This is a genomic window from Sphingomonas bacterium, assembly GCF_903643035.1.
Classification (GTDB): domain Bacteria; phylum Pseudomonadota; class Alphaproteobacteria; order Sphingomonadales; family Sphingomonadaceae; genus Sphingomonas.
This window is the reverse complement of sequence record NZ_CAHJWW010000018.1, coordinates 1-20,462: the sequence shown is the minus strand read 5'-3', so window position 1 is coordinate 20,462 and position 20,462 is coordinate 1. Positions and strand designations below refer to the sequence as shown.

Sequence of the window (20,462 nt, the reverse complement as noted above, 5' to 3'; positions counted from 1 at the left end):
CGGCTCGCCCGGGCTGGCGGTCGACACGGGCCGGGGACCGGCCAAGGTGGGCGCGGGAACAGGCTGCGCGGGCTCTCCGAAGCCGGGCGGCAGGATCGACTCCGGCCGCTGCTGCGCCAGCGCCGCCGCCGCGATCGCCGCAAGCGCCAGGCCGGTCGCCAGCCTAGCCCGCGAGATTGGCAAGGCTGACGGCCTTCTCGACGTGTTCCACGGGCTTTTCGCGGGCGCGGCCGGCGAGGAGGGACAGGCCGCCTATGATGACGGCCAGCATAACGATCAGCACGATGAGCGGACGGGACATGCGAAACCTCGGGCGACGGGCGAGCGCGGCCTTTTGCCCTTGCCCCTGTGCGCTGTATAGCCCGGCGGGCCATGTTGCCAAGCCGCTCGCCCGCACCCTCCTGGGAAGGAAAGCCGATCGTGCTGATCGGCCTGATGGGCGTCGGCAAGTCCACCGTCGGCCGCCGCCTCGCCGGTCGCCTGGGCCTGCCGTTCGCCGACGCCGACGAGGAGATCGAGGTCGCCGCCGGCATGAGCGTGGCCGACATCTTCGCCCGGTTCGGCGAGGCATATTTCCGCGATGGCGAGCGCCGCGTGATCCGGCGGCTGATCGACGGGCGACCCAAGGTGATCGCGACGGGCGGCGGCGCATTCCTGAACGGCGACACGCGCGCGCTCATCCTCGCGCAGGCGGTGACGATATGGTTGCGCGCCGATCCCGCGGTGCTCGCCGACCGGGTGCGCCGGCGCGACACCCGCCCGCTGCTCCACGGGCGCAACGCCCTGGAGGTGCTGGGCGACCTCGCACGGGTGCGCGACCCCATCTATGCGCAGGCTCCGATCCACATCGCCAGCCAGCGCGCGCCGCACGAGGCGACCGTAGGCGCGATCCTGAAGGCGATAGGACGATGAGAGCGGTTCCGGTGATGCTGGGCGAGCGCAGCTACGACGTGCGGATCGAGGCCGGGCTGCTGGCGGACGCCGCCGCGCACCTCGCGCCGTTCGCTCCCCGCCGGACGGTGGCGATCGTCGCCGACGAGAACGTCGGGCCGCATCTCGCCACGCTGACCGCCGCGCTCGACGCCGCCGGCATCAGCTGGCGGTCGGTCGCGATCCCGGCCGGCGAAGCCGCCAAGAGCTGGTCGCAGCTCGAACACGTCTGCGACCGGCTGCTGGCGTTCGGCGTCGAGCGCAACGATCCGGTCGTCGCGCTGGGCGGGGGCGTGGTCGGCGACCTCGCAGGCTTCGCGACCGCGATCCTGAAACGCGGCTGCCGGCTGGTACAGCTTCCCACCACGCTGCTGGCTCAGGTCGACAGCTCGGTGGGCGGCAAGACCGCGATCAACACCGCGTTCGGCAAGAACCTGATCGGGGCGTTCCACCAGCCCGTGCTCGTGCTGATCGACCCCGACGTGCTGGCGACCCTGCCCCCGCACGAACTGCGCGCGGGCTATGCCGAGGTGGTGAAATACGGCCTGATCGACGATTTCGCCTTCTTCGAATGGTGCGAGGCGCATGGCCCCGCGTTGCTGGCGGGCGACGCGGCCCTGCGCGAGCATGCGATCGCCCGCTCCGTCGAAGCCAAGGCGCGGATCGTCGCGGAGGACGAGCACGAGACGACGGGCCGGCGCGCGCTGCTGAACCTCGGCCACACCTTCGGCCACGCGCTGGAGGCGGCGGCGGGGTTCGACGGCAGCCTGCTGCACGGCGAGGCGGTCGCGGCGGGCTGCGCGCTGGCGTTCGACTATTCGGTCGACCGGGGCCTGTGCCCGGGGGAAGATGCCGAGCGGCTGAAGGCGCACTGGCGGGCAAGCGGCCTGCCCGACGGGCTGGCGGCGGCCGGCGTCACCGCGTCGGCGCGGGACCTCGTCGAGCACATGCGCCACGACAAGAAGGGCAGCGGCGGCCGCATCCCGTTCCTGCTCGCGCGCGGAATCGGCGATGCGTATCTCGATACCGACGTCGACCTCGCGGACGTTTCGGCCTTCCTTGACCGTCAGCCGCGCTGATGCCCAACGGCGTCGACAAGGCGAACCTGCCGACCAAGATATGCCCCGCCTGCGGACGCCCGTTCGCCTGGCGCAAGAAATGGGCGCGCGACTGGGAACGGGTGATCTACTGCTCGGACGCTTGCCGCAAGAAGCGGTGAGGTGGCGAGTTGGCGGCAAGGCGATCGAGTACCAGCCGGTCGTGATTTAATACCTCACGCCAAACCTTAGACTGGCCGCAATTGTAATTCACGAAGAATGCACCACGCTCGGAACTACTTTGACCTGAGCGAGGTGGGATCGGATTTAGAAAAACAAGATACCGGCTACCAACATCGGTGCCCGACCAAGGTCCGACGTAACCCGTCGCGTTACGCTCTGCGCGACTATACCATGCCCACGGGCGGTCGAAATAGAAGCCGCCGCTGTTCCGGCCCGTCCGAAAGCGAAGTGTTGCCGGTGGCCTGCCTTTCCACACACGCATAACGCGGAGATGGTAAAGGGAGACGGCGCCATCATCACCCCAGCGTTTCTTGAAGGCAGACGTGGGATCATCGGCCCATGCGGAGGTTCCTGAGACAACCCGCACCAACGCAACGTACCTCGAGTCGTGAAACTCCTGCATGATTGTAGTGCGGGCATTGTAGACACCACCATAGTAACAAAGCCCTTGCGCCGGCCCGGCAAGCGTCAGCCCGATCACGGACAGGGCGAGTGTCCCCCTCATCCCCGCGCGTTCCATGCGAGCCACAGCCAGCCCGCGATCAGCAGCGCGCCGCCGATCGGCGTGATCGCGCCGAACCAGCGCGGCGCGCCAAGCGCCATCAGGTACAGGGTGCCGGCGAACAGCGCGCCGCCCGCGATGAACAGCCACCCCGGCCCGCGTACGCCCATCCGCATCGCCACCAGCGCGGCGACCGCGTGGATCAGCTGGTAATGGCCCCCGGTCTTCAGCCACTCGGCCGCCTCGCCGCTCGCGCCATGCGCCCCGAACGCCCCCGCCCCCACCGCCAGGGCACCCGACAACGCCGCGAGTATCGCCAGCCAGTTCATCGCCCGCTCCCCTGCCACCACGCCAACCAGCCCTGCGCATGCGCCGCGACGAACGCGGCCGCCACCAGCAGCGCCGCGACGCCGGCGAGCATCACCGCGCCCGAGAGCATGTCCTTGATCGCCTTCACCTCTGGATGGAGCCCCGGGTGAAGCAGGTCGACCAGCGCCTCCAGCGCCGAATTGACCAGTTCGAACGCCGTCACGAGCGCCGCGACGATCCCGAACATCGCCCACCAGACAGGTGAGGGCCGCGTCGCCAGCAGCACGACCAGCGCCGTCGCCGCGATGCCGACATGGACGCGGAAGCTCTGTTCGCGCCGCCAGCCCTCGGCGATGCCGGCGGCGGCGAAGCCCAGCCGTTCACGCAACGGACGCCCCTTCACGCCGCTGCCCTTCGCACGCCTTGCCCCCACACGCCGGCTCCTCTCACGCCTGCGCCTCGCCGACGGTCTCGAACGGCGCGACGATCAGCGGGGCGCCGCCCGCGCGCAGGTCTCCGCTCCGTGTCTGCTCGCGCAGGCGTTCGGCATCGCGGCGTCGGTACTCGTCCTCCGTCCGGTCGATCTCCGCGCCGTCGACACCGATGTCGACCATCGCGAGCCGGGCCATGCAGACCGCCGACTCGAACACCTCGCGCATCGTGCCCGCGATCCGCGCGCCGTCCATCTTGATGATGCTGCGTCGGTCATAGGCGCGCACGAAGACGCTCGCCCGCGGGAAAGCGGCGTTGACGCCACGGAGGACGTCCGAGTCGATCGCGTCGCCGTCGATGCAGAACAGGATCAGCTGCGCCTCCACGCCGCCCGCCTGGCGCAGCAGGTCGAGCCGGGTGCCGTCTCCGTAATAGACCTTTGCGCCGAAGCTGCCGGCGACGTCGATCATCTCCGTGTCCCGGTCGACCAGCGTGACGGTCAGGCCCTGACCGATCAGCATCTGCGCCACCGTCTGCCCGAAGCGGCCATAGCCGATCACCAGCGCGCTGGCGGCATCGCCACCCGGCGCCTCGCGCTCGACCTTGCCCTTCGCCTCCGCGCGGAAGCGGCGGGTGACGGTCATCAGGAACGGTGTCGTCGCCATCGACAGCGTGACGACCGCGCCGAAGAGGCTCGCCGCCTCGGGCGCGATCAGCAGCGCGTTCTGCGCCTGTGCGAACAGGACGAAGCCGAACTCGCCGCCCTGGCTCAGCAACAGGCCGAGCGCGAGCGCGCCGCGCCAGTTCATCCCGAACGCGCGGCCTAGCAGGAAGACGATGGCCGCCTTGGTCGCGATCAGCGCAAGCGCCATGCCGACGACGAAGAGCGGCCGCTCTGCGATGGCGTGCAGGTCCAGCATCATGCCGACCGCGAGGAAGAACAGGCCCAGCAGGATCGAGCGGAACGGCTCCACGTCCGCCTCGAGCTCGTGGCGATAGGGCGAGTCGGCGAGCATGACGCCGGCGACGAACGCGCCGAGCGCGGGCGACAGCCCCAGCGCGCCCATGATCGCCGCGCTGGCGATGACGGTGAACAGGCCCGCGAAGACGAACATCTCGCGCTCGCCCAGCCCACCGATCAGCCGGAACAGCGGCCGGAGCCCGAACCGGCCCGCGATCACCAGTCCGGCGACGGCGCCGACCGTGTAGAGCGCCAGCAGCCAGCCGGGCGGCGCGCTTGGATCCGAGGGCGCCCGGCTGAGCGCGGCGACGATCGTGATGAGCGGCACGATCGACAGGTCCTGCAACAGCAGGATCGAGAACGCGCGCTCGCCGAACGGGGTGCGCAGCCGGCCGGCGGACTGGAGCATCGGCAGCACCTGCGCGGTCGAGGACAGCGCCAGCGGCAGGCCGAGCGCGACCGCGGCGGAGGGCGAGAAGCCCGCGACCAGCCAGACGACGCCCGCGACCGCGATCCCGCAGGCGATGACCTGCGCCAGCCCGAAGCCGAGGATGTCCGCCTTCAGCTGCCAGAGCCTGGCGGGGTTGAGCTCCAGCCCGACGAGGAACAGCAGCAGCGTAATGCCGAGCTCCGCGATCCCCATCTTCGCCTCGGCGTCGCCAACGAGATGCAGTACGTGCGGGCCGACGATCGCGCCTGCGACGAGATAGCCAAGCGTGGCGCCGAGCCCCAGCCGCCGGAACAGCAGCACGAAGACGAGGGCAAAGCCAAGCAGAACGACGCCATCGCGCAGCATCGGCCCGGCGCCGGCACTCCCCATCAGGCTGCGTCTGCCGAGCGACCGGCGTTCTGCGCCGCCTCCGCCGCCGCTTCGAACGCGAGGCGGATCGAGGGGTGACGCGCGGTGTAGCCCAGGGCGGGTGACAGGACCGCCAGGCCGGGCCATGCGGGAGGAGCCGCGCCCTCACCCGCCGCCAGCCAGTCCGTCATTGCGTCGCGCGCGGCGGCGAGTTCGGCCGGCGTGCGCCCGATCACCTCAGCCCCGAGCAAAGCCGCCGCCGCCTGGCCCAGCGCGCAGGCGCGAACCAGCAGGCCGACCGCGTCCACTCGGCCGTCGGGGGCAAGGTTCACGTCCACCGTGACCCGGCTGCCGCAAATCGGCGAGCGGCGCTCGGCGGTGCCCATCGGATCGGCCAGCCGCCCGTGATGCGGGATCGACGCGGCGAGGCGCAGGATCTCGGTATTGTACAGGGTCGCGGTCGTCACCGCCGATGCTCCGGGCGCACGGCGAGCGCGTTGTCGCCGGTGCCAAACACCGGCCGGCCGTGACGGCGGCGGTCGATCATGTCGGCCATGCTGGCGCTCGTCGCGCTGAGCAGCGGATAGGAGCGCGACCGGACCATCCAGTCGGGGCGCCCGGACGGTCCGCCGTCGCGGATGTCGACCAGCATCAGCATCGGCAGGAAAGCGAGGCTGGCGAGGATCAGGCCCTTCAGCGCACCGAAACCGAAGCCCAGCGCGCGGTCCACGGGACCCAGCACCGAATTGCGCGTACGCCGCCCCAGGGCGTTGGCCACCATCCGGCCACCAAAATAAGTGATGCCCGCGATAAGTGCGAACGCCAGTACCGCCGCGCCCGACACGGTGCCCACCAACCGCACGAGTATCGCCGCCAGCCCCGCGTGGAAGAACGTCATCGCGAACACCACCGCCACCCAGGCGAACAGCGACAACACCTCCGTCACGAAGCCGCGCGTCAGGCCCAGCATCGCCGATCCGGCGACGCCGACCAGCACCAGCATGTCGAGAGCGGTCAGACCCATGGCGCCCGCTTAGGCCGGACCCGCCCGCCCTGTCGAGCCGGAGCTCGCCCGTTCACCGGCCCAGCAGGTGGTCGACCAGCCGCTGCAACGTCGCAAAGCCGTTGAGCGCCAGCCCGGCACGGTCGGCGCTCGTCGATCCCGACACCATCGACGCCGGCACCAGAGCGCGCTCGAAGCCCAGCTTCCCCGCCTCCTTCAGCCGCAGCGCGCCGTGCGCGACCGGGCGCACCTCGCCCGACAGCGCGATCTCGCCGAACGCGACCGAGTCGGCGGGCACCGGCCGCTCGCTCATCGCCGAGACCAGCGCGGTCGCGACCGCCATGTCCGCGGCCGGATCCTGCACGCGATAGCCACCGGCGATGTTGAGATACACCTCCGCCGACGAGAAGGAGAGGCCGCAGCGCGCTTCCAGCACAGCCAGGATCATCGCCAGCCGTCCGGCGTCCCAGCCCACCACCGCCCGCCTGGGCGTAGCGCCCGAAGCAAGGCGGACGGTCAGCGCCTGCACCTCCACCAGCACCGGCCGCGTGCCCTCCAGCGCGGGGAACACGGTCGTCCCGGTCACACCCTCGGTGCGATGGGTGAGGAACAGCGCGGACGGGTTGGCGACCTCCGCCAGTCCCTCGTCCGCCATCGCGAACACGCCGATCTCGTCGGTGCCGCCGAAGCGGTTCTTGATCGCGCGCAGGATGCGATACTGGTGACTGCGCTCGCCCTCGAACGACAGGACCGTGTCGACCATATGCTCCAGCACGCGCGGTCCCGCGATGCTGCCGTCCTTGGTCACGTGCCCGACCAGCACCAGCGCCGTGCCGCGTTCCTTGGCGAAGCGGATCAGCTCCTGCGACGAGGCGCGGACCTGGCTCACGGTCCCCGGCGCGCCCTCGATCAGGTCGGAGTGCATCGTCTGGATCGAGTCGATCACCAGCAGCGAAGGCGGAGCGCCCGACGAAAGCGTGGTCAGGATGTCGCGCACCGACGTCGCGGCGGCGAGCTTCACCGGCGCCTGCCCCAGGCCGAGCCGACGCGCGCGAAGCCGCACCTGGTCCGCCGCCTCCTCGCCCGAGACATAGGCGACCGACAGCCCGGCACCGGCCATCCGCGCCGCCGCCTGTAGCAACAGCGTCGACTTGCCGATGCCCGGATCGCCGCCGATCAGCGTCGCCGACGCCTCGACGAAGCCGCCGCCCAGCGCGCGGTCGAGTTCGGCGATGCCGGTCGCCATGCGGGGCGGCAGCGCCACCTCCGCATCCAGCGGCACCATCGTCACCGCTCGGCCGCCGCCCTGCAGGTCGTGCCTGGCGCGAAACGGCGTGACGGTCGCGGCCGCTTCCTCGACCATCGTGTTCCACTCGGAACAGTCGCCACACTGGCCCGCCCAGCGCGAACTGACCGACCCGCACGACTGGCAAACATAGCGTTTCTGAGACTTTGCCATGACGGCGCTACTAGCAGAACATGACAGGAACGACAATCCGTGCGCGGCGGGCGAGACCCATCGAGGCTCACGCAAACACCTCGGCGGGAGATACGACCAGCTTGCCTATCGCGGCGGTGGCGCTCGCCGCGCCGGCCGGCTATCGCCCCGCCGACATGCAGCCGTCCGACATTCGCGTTGCCCTCTTCAGCGGCAACTACAACTACATTCGCGACGGTGCGAACCAGGCGTTGAACCTGCTCGTGGGTCATCTGATGGCGCGCGGGGTGACGGTGAAGGTCTTCTCGCCGACCACCGACACGCCGGCCTTTCCGCCGACCGGCGACCTCGTGAAGGTGCCTGCCTTCGCCTTTCCCGGCGGGCGGGAGGAGTACAAGCTCGGCCGGGGGTTGCCGCTTACGACGCGGGCCGCGCTGAGGGCGTACCGGCCCAACCTCGTCCATGTGTCGGCGCCCGAGTTCCTGGGCCACCGTGCAATCACCTGGGCGCGGGCACAGAACATCCCGGTCGTCGCCTCGCTCCACACCCGGTTCGAGACCTACTTCCGCTATTACGGCATCGGCTTCCTGGAGCCGCTGGTGAGAGCCATATTGAAACGGTTCTACCAACGCGCCGATCTGGTCCTCGTCCCGACGCCGTCGGTCGCCGCACTGATCCGTGACTGGGGCGTCACCACGCCTGTCTCCGACTGGGGCCGCGGCGTGGATCACCGGCGGTTCTCCCCCGCGGCGCGCAGCCCGGAGTGGCGCCGGTCCCTGGGCATCGGCGACGACGAACTGGCAATCGGCTTTCTTGGGCGGCTCGTGCTGGAAAAGGGGCTGGACGTGTTCGCCGACGTCGCCGCCGCCTTGCGCGCGCGCGGCGTGCCGCACCGCGTTCTGGTAGTGGGCGAAGGCCCCGCACGCGACTGGTTCGCGAGCCGGGTTCCGGAAGCGGCCTTCGCGGGCTTCCAGCACGGCGACGACCTTGGCCGCGCGGTCGCGTCGATGGACGTCCTGTTCAATCCCAGCCTGACCGAGACCTGGGGCCAGGTGACATCCGAGGCCATGGCCGCGGGCGTCCCCGTCGTCGCCGCCCGCGCGACCGGCGCGATGGACTTGGTCGAGGACGGACGTACCGGCTTCCTGGTGCCGCCCCGCGACGTCGCCGCCTATGCGGACGCGATCGCGCGCATCGTCGCGGACCCGGCGCTGCGCGCCGCAATGAGCGCCGCCGGTCATGTCCGCGCCGCCGGCTGGAGCTGGGACGGCGCGAACGAGGCGGTGCTACAGGCCTATATGGCGGTCATGCAGGATCGCCCTTCCGCCAGTCGAAGGTGAGCGGCGCTTCGCGAAAGGCGAAGCGATCGAGGTGCCGTGCCACCGCGCCTTCCAGCCCGTCGCGCTGCGGGTCGCAGCTGGCCTCAATCCGGACCACCAGCGCGTCGGTCTCCGCGTCGAAGGTGACGGTGGCATCGCCCGGCCAGTCGGCGCCGCGCGCATTGCGTGGGAACACGACGGTGCCATGGTCGGCGCTGAACTCGACCGCCAGATTATGGGACCAGTGCTTGCACAATTGCTGTAGATAGCGGCTGCCGCTGGTGGTCGGCACCCGCGCGATGGCGCTGGCGGTCATCGCAGTCGCTCGATCTTCTGCGCGACCTCGTCGAGGAGCGCCGCCACATCGTGCAGCGTATCGTCCGACACGTCGCCCGTCGCAAGCCGGTTGCCGATCGCGACGCGTAGATTGCCCATCGCGCGTCGGACCGATCCGCCGTCGGTCCGCTGCCGCTGCTCGCCCAGCGCATGCAGCCGCGCCATCAACGCAGTCACCACCTCCGCTTGCTCCGCCAGCAGCGCGCGACCCTCGCCCGTAGCGGCATACCGCTTCTTCGTACCGTCCGCCTTCGCTTCCTCGACCAGCCCCATCTCGGCGAGAAGGGTCAGCGTCGGATACACCACGCCGGGGCTGGGCGCATAGGCGCCGCCGGTCAGCGTCTCGATCTCGCGGATCAGATCGTAACCGTGACGCGGTACGTCGGCGATCAGCTTCAACAGCAACAGACGCAGTTCGCTGCCGTCAAACATTCGTCCTCGCCGGCCGCCACCGCGATCCTCATTCCGATAGGGCCTCCCCGCGTGCAAGTCGCGCATCGCATCGTGGATGGCACGCGCGCCATGGATCGCATGCGCGCCACATACCGCCTCGCGCATCGCATCTCGCGGACCGCGATCGAAACCGGACCTTCTCGTGAACACCGATACCTCTCCATGTCTTGATCGTCTCAAGATACATCTTCGTGTCCCGAAGACAAGAACCTTCAAGACATATCTTCGGTACTATCATGAAGATATCCGCTTCCTTGTCGTGGTCGAGGGGAACGGGATCCCACGACTTGCCGTGACGTTGACCCTGCCCTGCCCTACAGCTGCTGCATGGCCGACCTGTTCGCAGCCTTCGAACCTCCTCCTGGGTCGACCGCCGCGCCGCCGCCCGACGCGCCGCTTGCGGACCGGCTGCGCCCGCGCGCGCTGGGAGAGGTCGTCGGGCAGGATCATCTCACCGCCCCCGATGGCACGATCGGCCGGATGGTGGCCGCCGGCAAGCTCTCGTCGATCATCCTGTGGGGACCGCCCGGCACCGGCAAGACCACGATCGCGCGGCTGCTTGCGGACGCCGTCGGACTGCGGTTCGCGGCGATCTCGGCGGTGTTCTCGGGCGTCGCCGACCTCAAGCGCGTGTTTGCGGAGGCGCGCGATCATGCGCGGACCGGCAAACGCACCCTGCTGTTCGTGGACGAGATCCACCGCTTCAACCGCGCTCAGCAGGACGGCTTCCTGCCCTTCGTCGAGGACGGCACGGTCACGCTCGTCGGCGCCACGACCGAGAACCCGAGCTTCGAGCTGAACGCCGCGCTGCTCAGCCGGGCACAGGTGCTGGTCCTCCACAGGCTCGACGGGCCGGCACTCGAACGGCTGCTCGATCGCGCCGAGCGGACGATGGAGCGTCCGCTGCCGCTGACGCGGGATGCGCGCGACGCGCTGCTCGCCAGCGCCGATGGCGACGGGCGGTTCCTGCTCAACCAGGCCGAGACGCTGTTCGGCGTCGATCTGCCCGTCCCGCTCGATCCGGCCGGGCTATCGGCTTTCCTGCAACGGCGCGTCGCCGTGTACGACAAGGACCGCGACGGCCATCACAACCTCATCAGCGCGCTACACAAGGCGATCCGCGGATCGGATCCGCAGGCCGCGCTCTATTATCTCGCCCGCATGCTGACCGCCGGCGAAGAGCCGCTGTTCCTGCTGCGCCGCCTGACCCGCGCCGCGTCGGAGGACGTCGGCCTCGCCGATCCGCAGGCGCTGGTGCAATGCCTCGCCGCGAAGGACGCCTATGACTTCCTGGGGAGCCCGGAGGGCGAACTGGCGATCGCGCAGGCCTGCCTGTATCTCGCCACCGCTCCCAAATCGAACGCAGCCTATCTGGCGCAGAAGGCGGCATGGCGGTCGGCGCGCGAGACGGGCTCGCTGCCGCCGCCCGACGCGATACTGAGCGCGCCGACGACGCTGCTGCGCGAGCTGGGTCATGGCCGCGACTATGCCTATGACCATGATGCACCGGATGCCTTCTCGGGCGCGGACTATTGGCCGGCGGGGATGACGGCGCAACGTTTCTACGCGCCCAGCGACCGCGGTTTCGAGGCGCGGCTGGCCGAGCGGCTGGCGCATTGGGATCGGCTGCGGACGGAGCGGCGCGCGGGTTGATGCGCCCCTTCGAGCGGTTCGTCGCGATCGATTGGTCGGGCGCGGTCGGCGAGCGGCAGCGGGGGATCGCGCTCGCCGAATGTCGCCCGGGCCTCAGCGCGCCGGTGCTGACGACGCCAGTGGCGGGCGTCTGGTCGCGAGCGGACATATGCGACTGGCTGATGGAGCTGGCCGTCGCTGGTAGCCGCACGCTGGTCGGACTGGACCTGTCGCCGTCGCTGCCGTTCGAGGATGCGGGTGCCTTCTTCCCGGGCTGGGACCGATCGCCACTGGATGCGAAAGCGTTATGGGCGGAAGTGGAACGGCTCTCCGCGGACGATCCGCACCTCGCCGCGAGCGGCGTGGTCGACCATCCGGAGCTGCGCGATCACTTCCGCCGTCGGGGCCGCGCGGCCTTCGCCGGCCGGGGCCGGCTCCGCCGCTGCGAGCAGCGGCAACGCCTCCGCCGCGGCCTGTCGCCGTCGAGCTGCTTCAACCTCGTCGGCGCGGCGCAGGTCGGCAAGTCGAGCCTGACCGGGATGCGCGTCCTCCATGCGCTGGGTGGCCGCGTCCCGACGTGGCCGTTCGATCCGGTGCCCGGCGACGGCCCCGTGATCGTCGAGATCTATACGGCGATCGCCGCGCTGGACGCGGGGCGCCCGGCCGGCCGCGCCAAGATGCGCGACGCCGTCACGCTCGATGCGGCGCTCGCCGCGATCGGCAGCGAGCCGTCCGGGCTGGCAGGCCCGCTCGACGATCACGCGACCGACGCGATCCTGTCCGCCGCATGGCTGCGCACCCGCGCCGACGACGCTGCGCTCTGGACGCCGGACGGGCTGGACGCCGTCGCCGCGACGGAGGGCTGGACGTTCGGCGTCCGCTGACGCATGGCGCGGTTCGGGGCCGGTTTAGCTCAGCTGGTAGAGCAGCGGTTTTGTAAACCGAAGGTCGCGGGTTCGATTCCTGCAACCGGCACCGCCCCCCCCCCGATCCTCGGATATGGCAAACGCCATGGCGAGGATCGAAGGCGAGGCGAGCCGAACCGCGAGGCCGGCGGCCGGCGGCGCCAACGATCGCCCCAATCGGACTTGCCTCAGCTGGATCGGGTCGTGGGCTCTGTCTCGGCGGCGTCCTTGCGGGGCCGCAGGGTCAACCGCTTGGTGCGTGGGCGAACCATAATCCGGTTCCACAGCCGTTCGTACGCGATGTTGCGGGCGCGCCGGACGTGCCGGCGGCTGACGCGCCTCTTGGCACGCGTGCGCCGGGCGACCACGAGCGCCGCCAGCACGAGGAGGATCGCTGCCAGAATCCAGTTCAGCATGTCTGTATGATCCAAACGGGTCGAGCGGCCGTGCTGCAACGCGGCGGTTGACGTCAAGGCAGCATCCGCTCCGCCCCTACCGCATGGCGCGGGGCGATGCCGTTTCGTTAACCCAGCGCATCGAGCGCCTTCTGCACGCCGTCCATCGTGAACGGCTTCTGGAGGACGGGCCGGTCGCGATGCTGGGGCGCGACCGAGTCGCCGCTGCCGCCGGTGGCCAGCAGGAACGGCATCCCGCGCGCGGCCAGCGCGTCGGCGATCGGCCAGCTCTTTTCCCCGCCTCGCAGATTCACGTCGAGGATCGCCGCGTCGAACCCGCCCGCCGCCACGAGGTCGAGCGCGCTCGCCACATTGTCGGCGCTGCCCGCCACCTGCCGATCGAGCACCTCCAGAAAGTCTTCCAGCATCATCGCGATCAGCGGTTCGTCCTCGACGAGAAGGATGCGCAGGGGAGAGGTCATCCCCGGCCTTTGACGGGGAGCGTGGCAGCTTGCAAGACGCGCCTCGTGGCCGGGCCGAAATCAGCCGGCGCGACCGTCAATGGGACGCCAGCGCCTCGCGGGCCGCGTCGGCCAGCTGCTGGACGGAGAACGGCTTGGGCAGGAAGGTGACGTCGGCAAGGTCGATCGAGCGCCGCAGCTGCTCCTCGGCATAGCCCGACATGAACAGGATCGGCATGTCGGGCCAGCGGTCACGAACCTGCCTGGCCATCGTCGGGCCGTCCATCACCGGCATCACCACGTCCGACACCAGCAGATCGGGGCGAGGGCCGGTGCGCAGCAGTTCCAGCGCCGTCTCGCCGTTCTCCGCCGTCAGGACCGTATAGCCCTGCCGCACGAGCGCGCGCTCGGCGACGGCGCGGACCATCGCCTCGTCCTCTACCAGCAGCACCGTGCCCGTCCGCCACGTCGCCGGCGGCTTGCCGCGAGCCGGCGGCTCGGGCTGGACGGGCGCCGGCGCGGCGTGGACGGGCAGATAGATGGTGAAGGTCGCCCCCTCCCCCGGCCGGCTGTCCGCGAAGATATATCCTTCCGACTGCTTGACGATCCCGTACACCGTCGAGAGGCCAAGGCCAGTTCCCTTGCCAACCTCCTTGGTGGTGAAGAACGGCTCGAAGATCTTGGGCAGAACGTCGGCGGGGATGCCGACGCCGGTGTCGCTGACCTCCAGCGCGGTATAGTCGCCGATCGGCATGATATCGTTGCCCATCGCCCGCACGTCGGCCGCGGAGACGGCGCGGGTCTGGATCGTCAGCCGGCCGCCGCCACGACCACCGGCGCCCGCGCCCGATGCCAGCATCGCGTCGCGCGCGTTCACGGCCAGGTTCATCACCACCTGTTCGAGCTGTCCCGGATCGGCGCGCACCGCGCCCAGCCCGCGGCCGTGATGGACGTCGAGCGTCACCGTCTCGCCCAGCAGCCGCTTCAGAAGGTTCGACACCTCCGACACCACGTCGGGCAGCTGCAGCACCTGTGGGCGAAGCGTCTGCTGGCGCGAGAAAGCGAGCAGCTGGCGAGTAAGGCCCGCGGCGCGATTGGAATTGTGCCGGACCTGCTGGATGTCGTCATAGTCGCTGTCGCCGGGCGAATGGCGCATCAGCATCAGGTCGCAATGGCCGATGATGGCGGTGAGGATGTTGTTGAAATCGTGCGCGACGCCGCCCGCCAGCTGCCCCACCGCCTGCATCTTGGTCGCCTGCTCCGCCTGGCGCTTCAGGCGCGACTCCTCGCTGTTGTCCTTGAGGCTCAGCAGCACGGCGGCATCGCCCATCCCGCGCGCGCCGGCGATCGTCAGGACGACCGGCTCGTCGGGGCGTCCCTTCAGCCGCACCGCGATGTCTGTCTTGTGCGTCGCCCCGCCCGCGAACCGGCGGACCGCGTCGGCCACCGCCCCCTTGTCCTCGCGCACCACCAGGTCGCCGGGATAGAGCGGCAGCGCGGCCGGATCGACGCCGGCGGCGCGCGCGAAGGCATCGTTCATCTGCGCGAAGCGGCCCTCGCGATCGACCAGCGCGATCCCGACCGGCATCATCGCCACCAGCGAGCGGACATGGCTGGCGGCGGTCGCGGGCTGGCCGGCGGTCTCCTCCTCGTCGAGCAGGACGATCAGCAGCGGCGCGTCGGCGTCGTGCGGCTCGTCGCCCGCCAGCGGCACCTGGATCAGGCGCAGCGGATTGCCGGCGCGCTCCGCGACGAAGCGGAACCGGCCCTGGTCGTCGGTGTGCAGCAGGTCGGCGAGATTGGTGTCCGTCGGGGATGCGCGATGCCCGGCGCGAGCCGCCAGCACGCGGTTCGTGGCCAGCAGCCGCCCGTCGGGCAGCGTCACCGCCGCCATAATGCCGGCCGCGCCCAGCAGTTCGCCCTGCGGCCCGCCGAGCGCGCGTTGCAGGTCGCCCGGCAGGTCGCGCCGTTCCGCTAGCGCGAAGCGCCAGACCAGCACGTCGTCCTGCGCCCCCGCGCGCAACACCGTCACCGCGAGCGGTCGTCCATCGATCGAGAGGCCGCTCACCTCGCTATGGCCGTCACGCCACGCGGCACGGCCCGCCTTGCCGAGCGCGGCGATCCCGCCGTCGCCCAGCGGCAGGCCGGGCGGGGTCGGCAGCGCGTCGAACACCTCGCCGTACCGATCGTTGGCACAGACCAGCCGGCCCGCGCGATCCGTGACCGCGACGGCCCCGCCGCCAAGGCCGGAGACCGCCCGAACCACATCCCAGTCGACGATCATGTCGCCTGCCGGCGCCGCCGACGGCGCTACCAGGCGCCAGCCGATCACGCCGCCGCCGACCAGCAACGCGGCACCGACGAAGCCGATCGCGACCGCCATGTCGCGGGTGAGCGCCATCGCCAGCACGGCCGCGATCAGGCCGGCCGCCACCGCGATCAGCATCGCGTTGCGGGCCGACGAACGCGGAACGATGAAGGGAGGTAACGTCGCCACGCGACGGCTAGTCGGGGCTGGTCCCGGCGACGTCAAGCGCCGGGCCAGCCCCCAAAGCCGCCTACCAGACGCGAACGCGCTGGTCCGGCGTCAGGTACAGCTTGCTGGTCGGCGTCGGTTTGAATGCGGCGTACCACGGGTCCATGTTTCGGACGATGTCGGCGCGGTACTGATTGGGCGAGTGCGGATCGGTCAGCAGCCGGTTGAGCTCGGACGCCTCGCGGGAGTTGCGCCGCCACACCTGCGCCCAGCCGAGGTAGAAACGCTGGTCGCCCGTCAACCCGCCGATCACCGGCGCGGGCTTGCCGCCGAGCGAGCGGTGATAGGCGTCGTAGGCGGCGTTGAGCCCGGCCAGATCGGCCGAGTTCTCGCCCAGCGTCAGCTGGCCGTTCACCTTGTGGCCGGGCACCGGCTCGTACTGGTCGTACTCCGCGACCAGCTTGGCCTCCAGCACCTTGAACCGGGCGACGTCGGCGTCGGTCCACCACTGGGTCAGCCGGCCGTGAAGGTCGTATTTCGCGCCCTGATCGTCGAAATGATGGCTCATCTCGTGTCCGATGACGGCGCCGATACCGCCATAGTTCACCGCCGGATCGGCGTTGGGATCGAAGAACGGCGGCTGCAGGATCGCGGCCGGGAACACGATCTCCACCATGCCAAAATTGGCATAGGCGTTGACCGTCATCGGCGTCATCCCCCACTCCCAACGCTGGAGCGGCTTGCCGAGGTGCGCGATGTTGTACTCGTGGCTCCAGCGGGCGGCGCGCAGATGGTTGCCATAGGCATCGCCCGGCGTCATCGTGAGCGCCGAATAATCCTTCCACCGCGTCGGATAGCCGATCTTGGGCGTGAACGCCGCGAGCTTGGCATGCGCCTTGACCTTCGTCTCGGGCGCCATCCAGCTCAGATGCTCGATACGGCCGTTCATCGCCGCGATGATATTTTTCACGAGCGTGTCCATCGCCGCCTTGGTCGCGGGCGGGAAATACTGCGCGACGTAGAGCTTGCTGACGTCGTCGGAGAGCGCACCGTTGGTGAACTGCACCGCGCGCTTCCAGCGCACTTCCTGCTCGGGCGTGCCCGACAGCACGGTGCCATAGAAAGCGAACCGCTCCTTGTCGAACGCGGTCGGCAGCACGTCGGCATAGCTTTCGAGGCTGCGCAGCAGCAGCTGGTCGCGCAGCACGGCGATCGGCGCGTCGGCGATCAGCTTCGCGATGCCCGTCACCGCGCTGGGCTGGGCGACGATCACCGTGTCGACGGGCGTGCCGATGCCCTTCAGGTAGGCCGGGAAGTCGAAGCCCGGCGCGGCCTGTACCAGTTGCGCGACGGGCATCTTGTTGTACGTCTGGTCGGCGTCGCGGCTGTCGACGCGGGTCCAGCTGACCTGTGCGATCCGCGTCTCGAAATCGACGATCGCCTTTGCGCGAGAGTCGGCGTCCGGCTCGCCTGCCAGCGTCATCATCCGCGCGATATGTGCCTGGTACGCCGCCCTGGTCTGAGCGAGCTTGGGATCGTCCTTCAGGTAGTAGTCGCGGTCGGGCATGCCGAGCCCGGACTGCCGGATGTTGACGATATAGGTCTCCGGCTCCTTGGAGTCCTGACCCACGCCGACGCCGAACGGGATCGACACGCCGTCGCGGTCCGCCTCGGCGGCGATCATCGCATAGGCTCCCTTGTTGGCGACGGCCTTCACGCGGTCGAGCCACGGCCTGATCGGCGCAAGCCCCTTCGCCTCGATCGCGGGCACGTCGGAATAGGCGGCATAGGCGATGCCGATCTTGCTCGACGGATCGACCTTCTGGTTCTCGAGTATGTCATGGGTCCGCGTCTCGGAAAGGTCCGCGAGCACGTCGAACGCGCCATAGGTCGACTTGTCGGCCGGGATCTGCGTCGTGCTCGCCCATGTGCCGTCGACATATCCGTAGAAGTCGTCGCCCGGCAGGACGGACTTGTCCATGCCGGCAAGGTCGACGCCGAACGTACCCATCTGCGGCTTGCCCTCGCCGCGCGGCTGTACGGGGCCGGTCGCCGCCTTTGCCACCGTGTGCGCGCGGCCGGCGGCCGTCTGCCCGCCGCGAGCCAGGACGGCCCCGGTGCCCGCGAGGCCGGCGGCGATGGCCACGGTCGACATCAAGGCGAGGTAACGCGATCCCTGCATATTGGTACCCTTCGACGGATGGTGTTCGTTGCTTGCGCGCGGACGGCGCAATGATGGCGTAATACCGCTGGCCAGAGCGCCGTCGCGATAGATCGTATCGATACCGCTATTTTGTCCGGCAAGCGTGTCGATTGCGCCACTTGCGCGCGGTCCGCCAGCGCCAGCCGAACGACGCGACGACATGGCCGGTCGCCGACAGCGACAGCGCGAGCGCCAGCAGGCCGACGATCATTGACGGCCCCTCCTGCGACACCAGCCAGTGCAGCCAGCCGGCGTGCTGGTCGACATTGGTCGCGATCGGCTGGCCGGGCACGACGCGATCCAGTCGCAGGATCCATCGGCCGATCCTGTGGGCGGCCCACCAGTATCCCGGTATCAGGAACGTGCTGGGGATCGTTATGCCGACGGCTATGGGAATGTTGGCGCGCGCGGGAACGGCCAGGATCGCCGCGCTCGGCATATGCGCGAACGGGAAGATCACCCCGCAGAACAGGCCCAGCGTCACGCCCCTTGGAACCGATCGCCGGTTGAACCGCCACAGCGAGGGCACCAGGATGCGGTGCGATACCGGCTTCAGCCAGCGGTTGCGCTCGATCCCCTCGCGCGTCGGGATGTGATGGCGCGCCCAGCCGGCGACGCGTCCGCCCTTGCGGGCGTCCCCGCCACGCGCCACGCCGGCCATCAGCCCCGGTCGCGCATCAGGCGACCGGCCTCGCGCTTCCACTCACGCTCCTTGATCGCCTCGCGCTTGTCGTGGTTGTTGCGGCCCTTCGCCAATGCCAGCTCCACCTTCGCCCGACCCTGACCGTTGAAATAGACCGACAGGGGAACAAGTGTCATCCCCTCACGGGCAACAGCTCCATGCAGCTTGTTGATCTCGCGCTCGTGCAGCAGGAGCTTGCGGGGGCGTTTGGGCTCGTGGTTGTGGCGGTTGCCGTGGCTGAACTCGGGTACGTTGGAGTTGACCAGCCACACCTGCTGGCCCTTGACCTCGGCATAGCTCTCCGCGATCGATCCCTCGCCGAAGCGCAGCGATTTGACCTCGGTGCCGGTGAGCGCGATGCCGGCCTCGAACACCTGCTCGATGCTGTATTCGAAGCGCGCGCGGCGGTTCTCGGCGACGACCTTCTTCTTGTCGAACTGGGCGGGTTTCGGGCGGGACATGCAGGAGGCCGTAGGCTGTTCCGCGCCCGGACGCCACGGGTCTGGAAGGATCGGGCACCCGGATCGATCGGGCCGGCAGCACTGCCGAACCGGGACCGGGGCTCATCGGGCGCTAGGCCAGCCCCGCTTTCGCCAGTCCCGCTTTCGCCAGCCCTGCTTTAGCCAGTCCCGCGTCCACCGCCGCGCGGGCAGCCGCGCCCGGCCACGTCATCGGCAACCGCAGGCTTTCCGGAAAACCCGGCCGGACCCGCGTCATCGCGTACTTCACCGGCCCCGGCGACGCGTCGGTGAACAGCGCGACGTGGAGGGCGAAAAGCCGGTCGTGCAGGTCCAGCGCGCGGGCGTACTCCCGGGCCGCGCACGCGGCCTGGAAGTCGGCGCACAGCCGGGGCGCCACGTTGGCCGTCACCGAGATGCACCCCTGCCCGCCCATGACGTTGAAGGCGAGCGCGAGATCGTCGTTGCCCGACAGTTGGCAGAACCGCTCGCCGCAGGACGCCCGATGCTGCGACACGCGTTGCAGCACGCCCGACGCGTCCTTGACGCCCACGAAGAGATCGGGCGCGACCGCGACGATCCGCGCCAGCGTCTCGGGAAGGATGTCGGTCACGGTACGCGAGGGGACGTTGTAGAGGATGATCGGCAACGCCGCATCGAGCAGCAGTGCCTCGAAATGGCGGACGATGCCGTCCTGCGAAGGGCGGTTGTAATAGGGCGGCACCATCAGCGCGGCGTCGGCGCCCGCCTTCCTGGCAGCCGCCAGATTGGCGCCGGCCACGCGCGTGTCGTTGCTGCCGGTACCCGCGATCACCGGGACCCGCCCGGCCGCCTGGTCGACGCATACCTGGACGACACGGAAATGCTCGTCCTTGTCGAGCGTCGCCGCTTCGCCGGTCGTGCCGCACACGACCAGTGCCGACGACCCCTCCTCGATTTGCCAGTCGACCAGCGCGCGGAACGCCGCCTCGTCGAACGCCCCGTCGTCGCCGAACGGGGTGACGAGCGCCGGTATCGAACCCGAGAACATGACGATCCGCTCCTGTCGCGGGTGTCCGCGGTACCGATTGAGGCGCGACAGATAGGGGCCGTGCTCCTATGTTGTCCATCATGAGAGCGGACGATACGTGACGGGCCTTCGGGTGGTGCTTGGCCTCGTCGCGCTCGCGTCGGTGGCCGCCACGGCGGCGCAGGTGGAGTTCGACCGCATCCAGCCGGTCGTTCCGGTCGCCGTGGAGCCGGTGGCGCCGCCGATGGGCGATCCCACGCTCGCCTCGGCGATCGCGCAGTGGAAGGAGGTGCAGGTCACCGACTTGCTGCCGTTCGACGCATACGCCTCGTTCCTGCTGGCGCATCCGGGCTGGCCCGGCGAGGCGAAGGTACGCGCGGCGGCGGAGAAACGGGCCGACCCGGCAGACGGCGGCTCGCCCGCCGGCGTCGCCGCGTTCTTCGCGCGCATCCCGCCGCAGACCGCCGCAGGCGGCGTCC

The 20,462-nt window shown here is 70.0% G+C and carries 22 protein-coding genes, 1 tRNA gene and 2 pseudogenes; 8 read left to right on the top strand and 17 right to left on the bottom strand.

Annotated elements, in window-relative coordinates:
• A pseudogene (locus HUV01_RS02485) lies at nt 1-183 on the bottom strand (hypothetical protein); the annotation flags it as partial.
• Nucleotides 164-301 (bottom strand): hypothetical protein, encoded by a 138-nt coding sequence (locus HUV01_RS02480; RefSeq protein WP_174296742.1) that lies wholly within the window; start codon nt 299-301, stop codon nt 164-166. The gene HUV01_RS02480 and the pseudogene HUV01_RS02485, both read right to left, overlap by 20 nt.
• 71 nt (nt 302-372) lie before the next feature.
• Between HUV01_RS02480 and HUV01_RS02475 the strand changes: the two genes are divergently transcribed.
• The 3 genes from HUV01_RS02475 to HUV01_RS02465 are packed head-to-tail and all read left to right on the top strand — an operon-like array spanning nt 373 to nt 2,149.
• On the top strand, nt 373-912 hold the full coding sequence (locus HUV01_RS02475; protein WP_174296741.1) for a shikimate kinase: 540 nt from the start codon (nt 373-375) through the stop codon (nt 910-912).
• Nucleotides 909-2,009: a 3-dehydroquinate synthase gene (aroB, locus tag HUV01_RS02470; RefSeq protein ID WP_174296740.1), complete on the top strand. Its 1,101-nt coding sequence runs from the start codon at nt 909-911 to the stop codon at nt 2,007-2,009. The genes HUV01_RS02475 and aroB overlap by 4 nt, the downstream gene beginning before the upstream one ends.
• Entirely contained in the window at nt 2,009-2,149 is a 141-nt protein-coding gene (locus HUV01_RS02465) for a DUF2256 domain-containing protein (RefSeq protein WP_174296739.1), read from the top strand. Before aroB ends, HUV01_RS02465 begins: the two co-directional genes overlap by 1 nt.
• Before the next feature lie 562 nt (nt 2,150-2,711).
• Here the strand turns inward: HUV01_RS02465 and HUV01_RS02460 are convergent.
• From HUV01_RS02460 to radA, 6 genes are read right to left on the bottom strand one after another with little or no spacing between them, the layout of a single operon-like run.
• Nucleotides 2,712-3,041, bottom strand: coding sequence for a DUF423 domain-containing protein (locus HUV01_RS02460; protein WP_174296738.1), 330 nt, complete (start codon nt 3,039-3,041; stop codon nt 2,712-2,714).
• Nucleotides 3,038-3,424, bottom strand: coding sequence for a diacylglycerol kinase (locus HUV01_RS02455; protein ID WP_174296737.1), 387 nt, complete (start codon nt 3,422-3,424; stop codon nt 3,038-3,040). Before HUV01_RS02455 ends, HUV01_RS02460 begins: the two co-directional genes overlap by 4 nt.
• Before the next feature lie 43 nt (nt 3,425-3,467).
• Nucleotides 3,468-5,234 (bottom strand): cation:proton antiporter domain-containing protein, encoded by a 1,767-nt coding sequence (locus HUV01_RS02450; RefSeq protein ID WP_174296736.1) that lies wholly within the window; start codon nt 5,232-5,234, stop codon nt 3,468-3,470.
• A complete protein-coding gene (locus HUV01_RS02445; protein WP_254606321.1) occupies nt 5,234-5,680 on the bottom strand; it encodes an iron-sulfur cluster assembly scaffold protein in 447 nt (148 codons plus the stop codon). The genes HUV01_RS02450 and HUV01_RS02445 overlap by 1 nt, the downstream gene beginning before the upstream one ends.
• A complete protein-coding gene (locus tag HUV01_RS02440; protein ID WP_174296735.1) occupies nt 5,677-6,237 on the bottom strand; it encodes a CvpA family protein in 561 nt (186 codons plus the stop codon). The genes HUV01_RS02445 and HUV01_RS02440 overlap by 4 nt, the downstream gene beginning before the upstream one ends.
• A gap of 52 nt (nt 6,238-6,289) precedes the next feature.
• Entirely contained in the window at nt 6,290-7,675 is a 1,386-nt protein-coding gene (gene radA, locus HUV01_RS02435) for a DNA repair protein RadA (protein WP_174296734.1), read from the bottom strand.
• Nucleotides 7,676-7,830: 155 nt separating this feature from the next.
• Here radA and HUV01_RS02430 point away from each other — a divergent pair, with 155 nt between their 5' ends.
• The gene (locus HUV01_RS02430; protein WP_174296744.1) at nt 7,831-8,994 is read left to right on the top strand and encodes a glycosyltransferase family 4 protein; all 1,164 of its coding nucleotides are present in this window, start codon (nt 7,831-7,833) and stop codon (nt 8,992-8,994) included.
• Here the strand turns inward: HUV01_RS02430 and HUV01_RS02425 are convergent.
• Both HUV01_RS02425 and HUV01_RS02420 read right to left on the bottom strand, forming a co-directional pair.
• A complete protein-coding gene (locus HUV01_RS02425) occupies nt 8,960-9,289 on the bottom strand; it encodes a DUF2218 domain-containing protein (RefSeq protein ID WP_174296733.1) in 330 nt (109 codons plus the stop codon). The two genes, HUV01_RS02430 and HUV01_RS02425, sit on opposite strands and share 35 nt — an antisense overlap.
• A complete protein-coding gene (locus tag HUV01_RS02420; protein WP_438827138.1) occupies nt 9,286-9,741 on the bottom strand; it encodes a PadR family transcriptional regulator in 456 nt (151 codons plus the stop codon). Before HUV01_RS02420 ends, HUV01_RS02425 begins: the two co-directional genes overlap by 4 nt.
• Nucleotides 9,742-10,089: 348 nt before the next feature.
• Between HUV01_RS02420 and HUV01_RS02415 the strand changes: the two genes are divergently transcribed.
• The 3 genes from HUV01_RS02415 to HUV01_RS02405 all read left to right on the top strand — a co-directional run bounded on the left by HUV01_RS02415 (nt 10,090) and on the right by HUV01_RS02405 (nt 12,369).
• On the top strand, nt 10,090-11,415 hold the full coding sequence (locus HUV01_RS02415) for a replication-associated recombination protein A (protein WP_174296731.1): 1,326 nt from the start codon (nt 10,090-10,092) through the stop codon (nt 11,413-11,415).
• The gene (locus HUV01_RS02410) at nt 11,415-12,278 is read left to right on the top strand and encodes a hypothetical protein (protein WP_174296730.1); all 864 of its coding nucleotides are present in this window, start codon (nt 11,415-11,417) and stop codon (nt 12,276-12,278) included. Before HUV01_RS02415 ends, HUV01_RS02410 begins: the two co-directional genes overlap by 1 nt.
• Nucleotides 12,279-12,296: 18 nt before the next feature.
• Nucleotides 12,297-12,369 (top strand) — tRNA-Thr (locus tag HUV01_RS02405).
• A gap of 118 nt (nt 12,370-12,487) precedes the next feature.
• Here the strand turns inward: HUV01_RS02405 and HUV01_RS02400 are convergent.
• The 7 genes from HUV01_RS02400 to dapA form a co-directional block, all read right to left on the bottom strand.
• Nucleotides 12,488-12,772: a hypothetical protein gene (locus tag HUV01_RS02400; protein ID WP_174296729.1), complete on the bottom strand. Its 285-nt coding sequence runs from the start codon at nt 12,770-12,772 to the stop codon at nt 12,488-12,490.
• A 50-nt stretch (nt 12,773-12,822) separates the two neighbouring features.
• Complete coding sequence (locus HUV01_RS02395) at nt 12,823-13,176, bottom strand: response regulator (RefSeq protein WP_174296728.1); 354 nt, start codon at nt 13,174-13,176, stop codon at nt 12,823-12,825.
• Between the two features lie 76 nt (nt 13,177-13,252).
• On the bottom strand, nt 13,253-15,652 hold the full coding sequence (locus tag HUV01_RS02390; protein WP_438827137.1) for a response regulator: 2,400 nt from the start codon (nt 15,650-15,652) through the stop codon (nt 13,253-13,255).
• A gap of 61 nt (nt 15,653-15,713) precedes the next feature.
• Complete coding sequence (locus HUV01_RS02385) at nt 15,714-17,786, bottom strand: M13 family metallopeptidase (protein ID WP_254606320.1); 2,073 nt, start codon at nt 17,784-17,786, stop codon at nt 15,714-15,716.
• 133 nt (nt 17,787-17,919) lie between these two features.
• Nucleotides 17,920-18,495, bottom strand: coding sequence for a DUF2062 domain-containing protein (locus HUV01_RS02380; protein ID WP_174296726.1), 576 nt, complete (start codon nt 18,493-18,495; stop codon nt 17,920-17,922).
• On the bottom strand, nt 18,495-18,977 hold the full coding sequence (smpB, locus tag HUV01_RS02375) for an SsrA-binding protein SmpB (RefSeq protein WP_174296725.1): 483 nt from the start codon (nt 18,975-18,977) through the stop codon (nt 18,495-18,497). The genes HUV01_RS02380 and smpB overlap by 1 nt, the downstream gene beginning before the upstream one ends.
• 112 nt (nt 18,978-19,089) lie before the next feature.
• The gene (gene dapA, locus HUV01_RS02370) at nt 19,090-20,004 is read right to left on the bottom strand and encodes a 4-hydroxy-tetrahydrodipicolinate synthase (protein ID WP_174296724.1); all 915 of its coding nucleotides are present in this window, start codon (nt 20,002-20,004) and stop codon (nt 19,090-19,092) included.
• Between the two features lie 97 nt (nt 20,005-20,101).
• On the opposite strand from dapA, the pseudogene HUV01_RS02365 reads away from it, so the two are divergent.
• Nucleotides 20,102-20,462: pseudogene (locus HUV01_RS02365) on the top strand (lytic transglycosylase domain-containing protein); the annotation flags it as partial.

Bases quoted from the DNA above. Each gene is read 5' to 3' on its own strand.
- HUV01_RS02480 (WP_174296742.1), bottom strand. From the start codon at position 301: ATGTCCCGTCCGCTCATCGTGCTGATCGTTATGCTGGCCGTCATCATA.
- HUV01_RS02475 (WP_174296741.1), top strand. From the start codon at position 373: ATGTTGCCAAGCCGCTCGCCCGCACCCTCCTGGGAAGGAAAGCCGATC.
- aroB (WP_174296740.1), top strand. From the start codon at position 909: ATGAGAGCGGTTCCGGTGATGCTGGGCGAGCGCAGCTACGACGTGCGG.
- HUV01_RS02465 (WP_174296739.1), top strand. From the start codon at position 2,009: ATGCCCAACGGCGTCGACAAGGCGAACCTGCCGACCAAGATATGCCCC.
- HUV01_RS02460 (WP_174296738.1), bottom strand. From the start codon at position 3,041: ATGAACTGGCTGGCGATACTCGCGGCGTTGTCGGGTGCCCTGGCGGTG.
- HUV01_RS02450 (WP_174296736.1), bottom strand. From the start codon at position 5,234: ATGGGGAGTGCCGGCGCCGGGCCGATGCTGCGCGATGGCGTCGTTCTG.
- HUV01_RS02440 (WP_174296735.1), bottom strand. From the start codon at position 6,237: ATGGGTCTGACCGCTCTCGACATGCTGGTGCTGGTCGGCGTCGCCGGA.
- radA (WP_174296734.1), bottom strand. From the start codon at position 7,675: ATGGCAAAGTCTCAGAAACGCTATGTTTGCCAGTCGTGCGGGTCGGTC.
- HUV01_RS02430 (WP_174296744.1), top strand. From the start codon at position 7,831: ATGCAGCCGTCCGACATTCGCGTTGCCCTCTTCAGCGGCAACTACAAC.
- HUV01_RS02425 (WP_174296733.1), bottom strand. From the start codon at position 9,289: ATGACCGCCAGCGCCATCGCGCGGGTGCCGACCACCAGCGGCAGCCGC.
- HUV01_RS02420 (WP_438827138.1), bottom strand. From the start codon at position 9,741: ATGTTTGACGGCAGCGAACTGCGTCTGTTGCTGTTGAAGCTGATCGCC.
- HUV01_RS02415 (WP_174296731.1), top strand. From the start codon at position 10,090: ATGGCCGACCTGTTCGCAGCCTTCGAACCTCCTCCTGGGTCGACCGCC.
- HUV01_RS02410 (WP_174296730.1), top strand. From the start codon at position 11,415: ATGCGCCCCTTCGAGCGGTTCGTCGCGATCGATTGGTCGGGCGCGGTC.
- HUV01_RS02395 (WP_174296728.1), bottom strand. From the start codon at position 13,176: ATGACCTCTCCCCTGCGCATCCTTCTCGTCGAGGACGAACCGCTGATC.
- HUV01_RS02385 (WP_254606320.1), bottom strand. From the start codon at position 17,786: ATGTCGACCGTGGCCATCGCCGCCGGCCTCGCGGGCACCGGGGCCGTC.
- HUV01_RS02380 (WP_174296726.1), bottom strand. From the start codon at position 18,495: ATGGCCGGCGTGGCGCGTGGCGGGGACGCCCGCAAGGGCGGACGCGTC.
- smpB (WP_174296725.1), bottom strand. From the start codon at position 18,977: ATGTCCCGCCCGAAACCCGCCCAGTTCGACAAGAAGAAGGTCGTCGCC.
- dapA (WP_174296724.1), bottom strand. From the start codon at position 20,004: ATGTTCTCGGGTTCGATACCGGCGCTCGTCACCCCGTTCGGCGACGAC.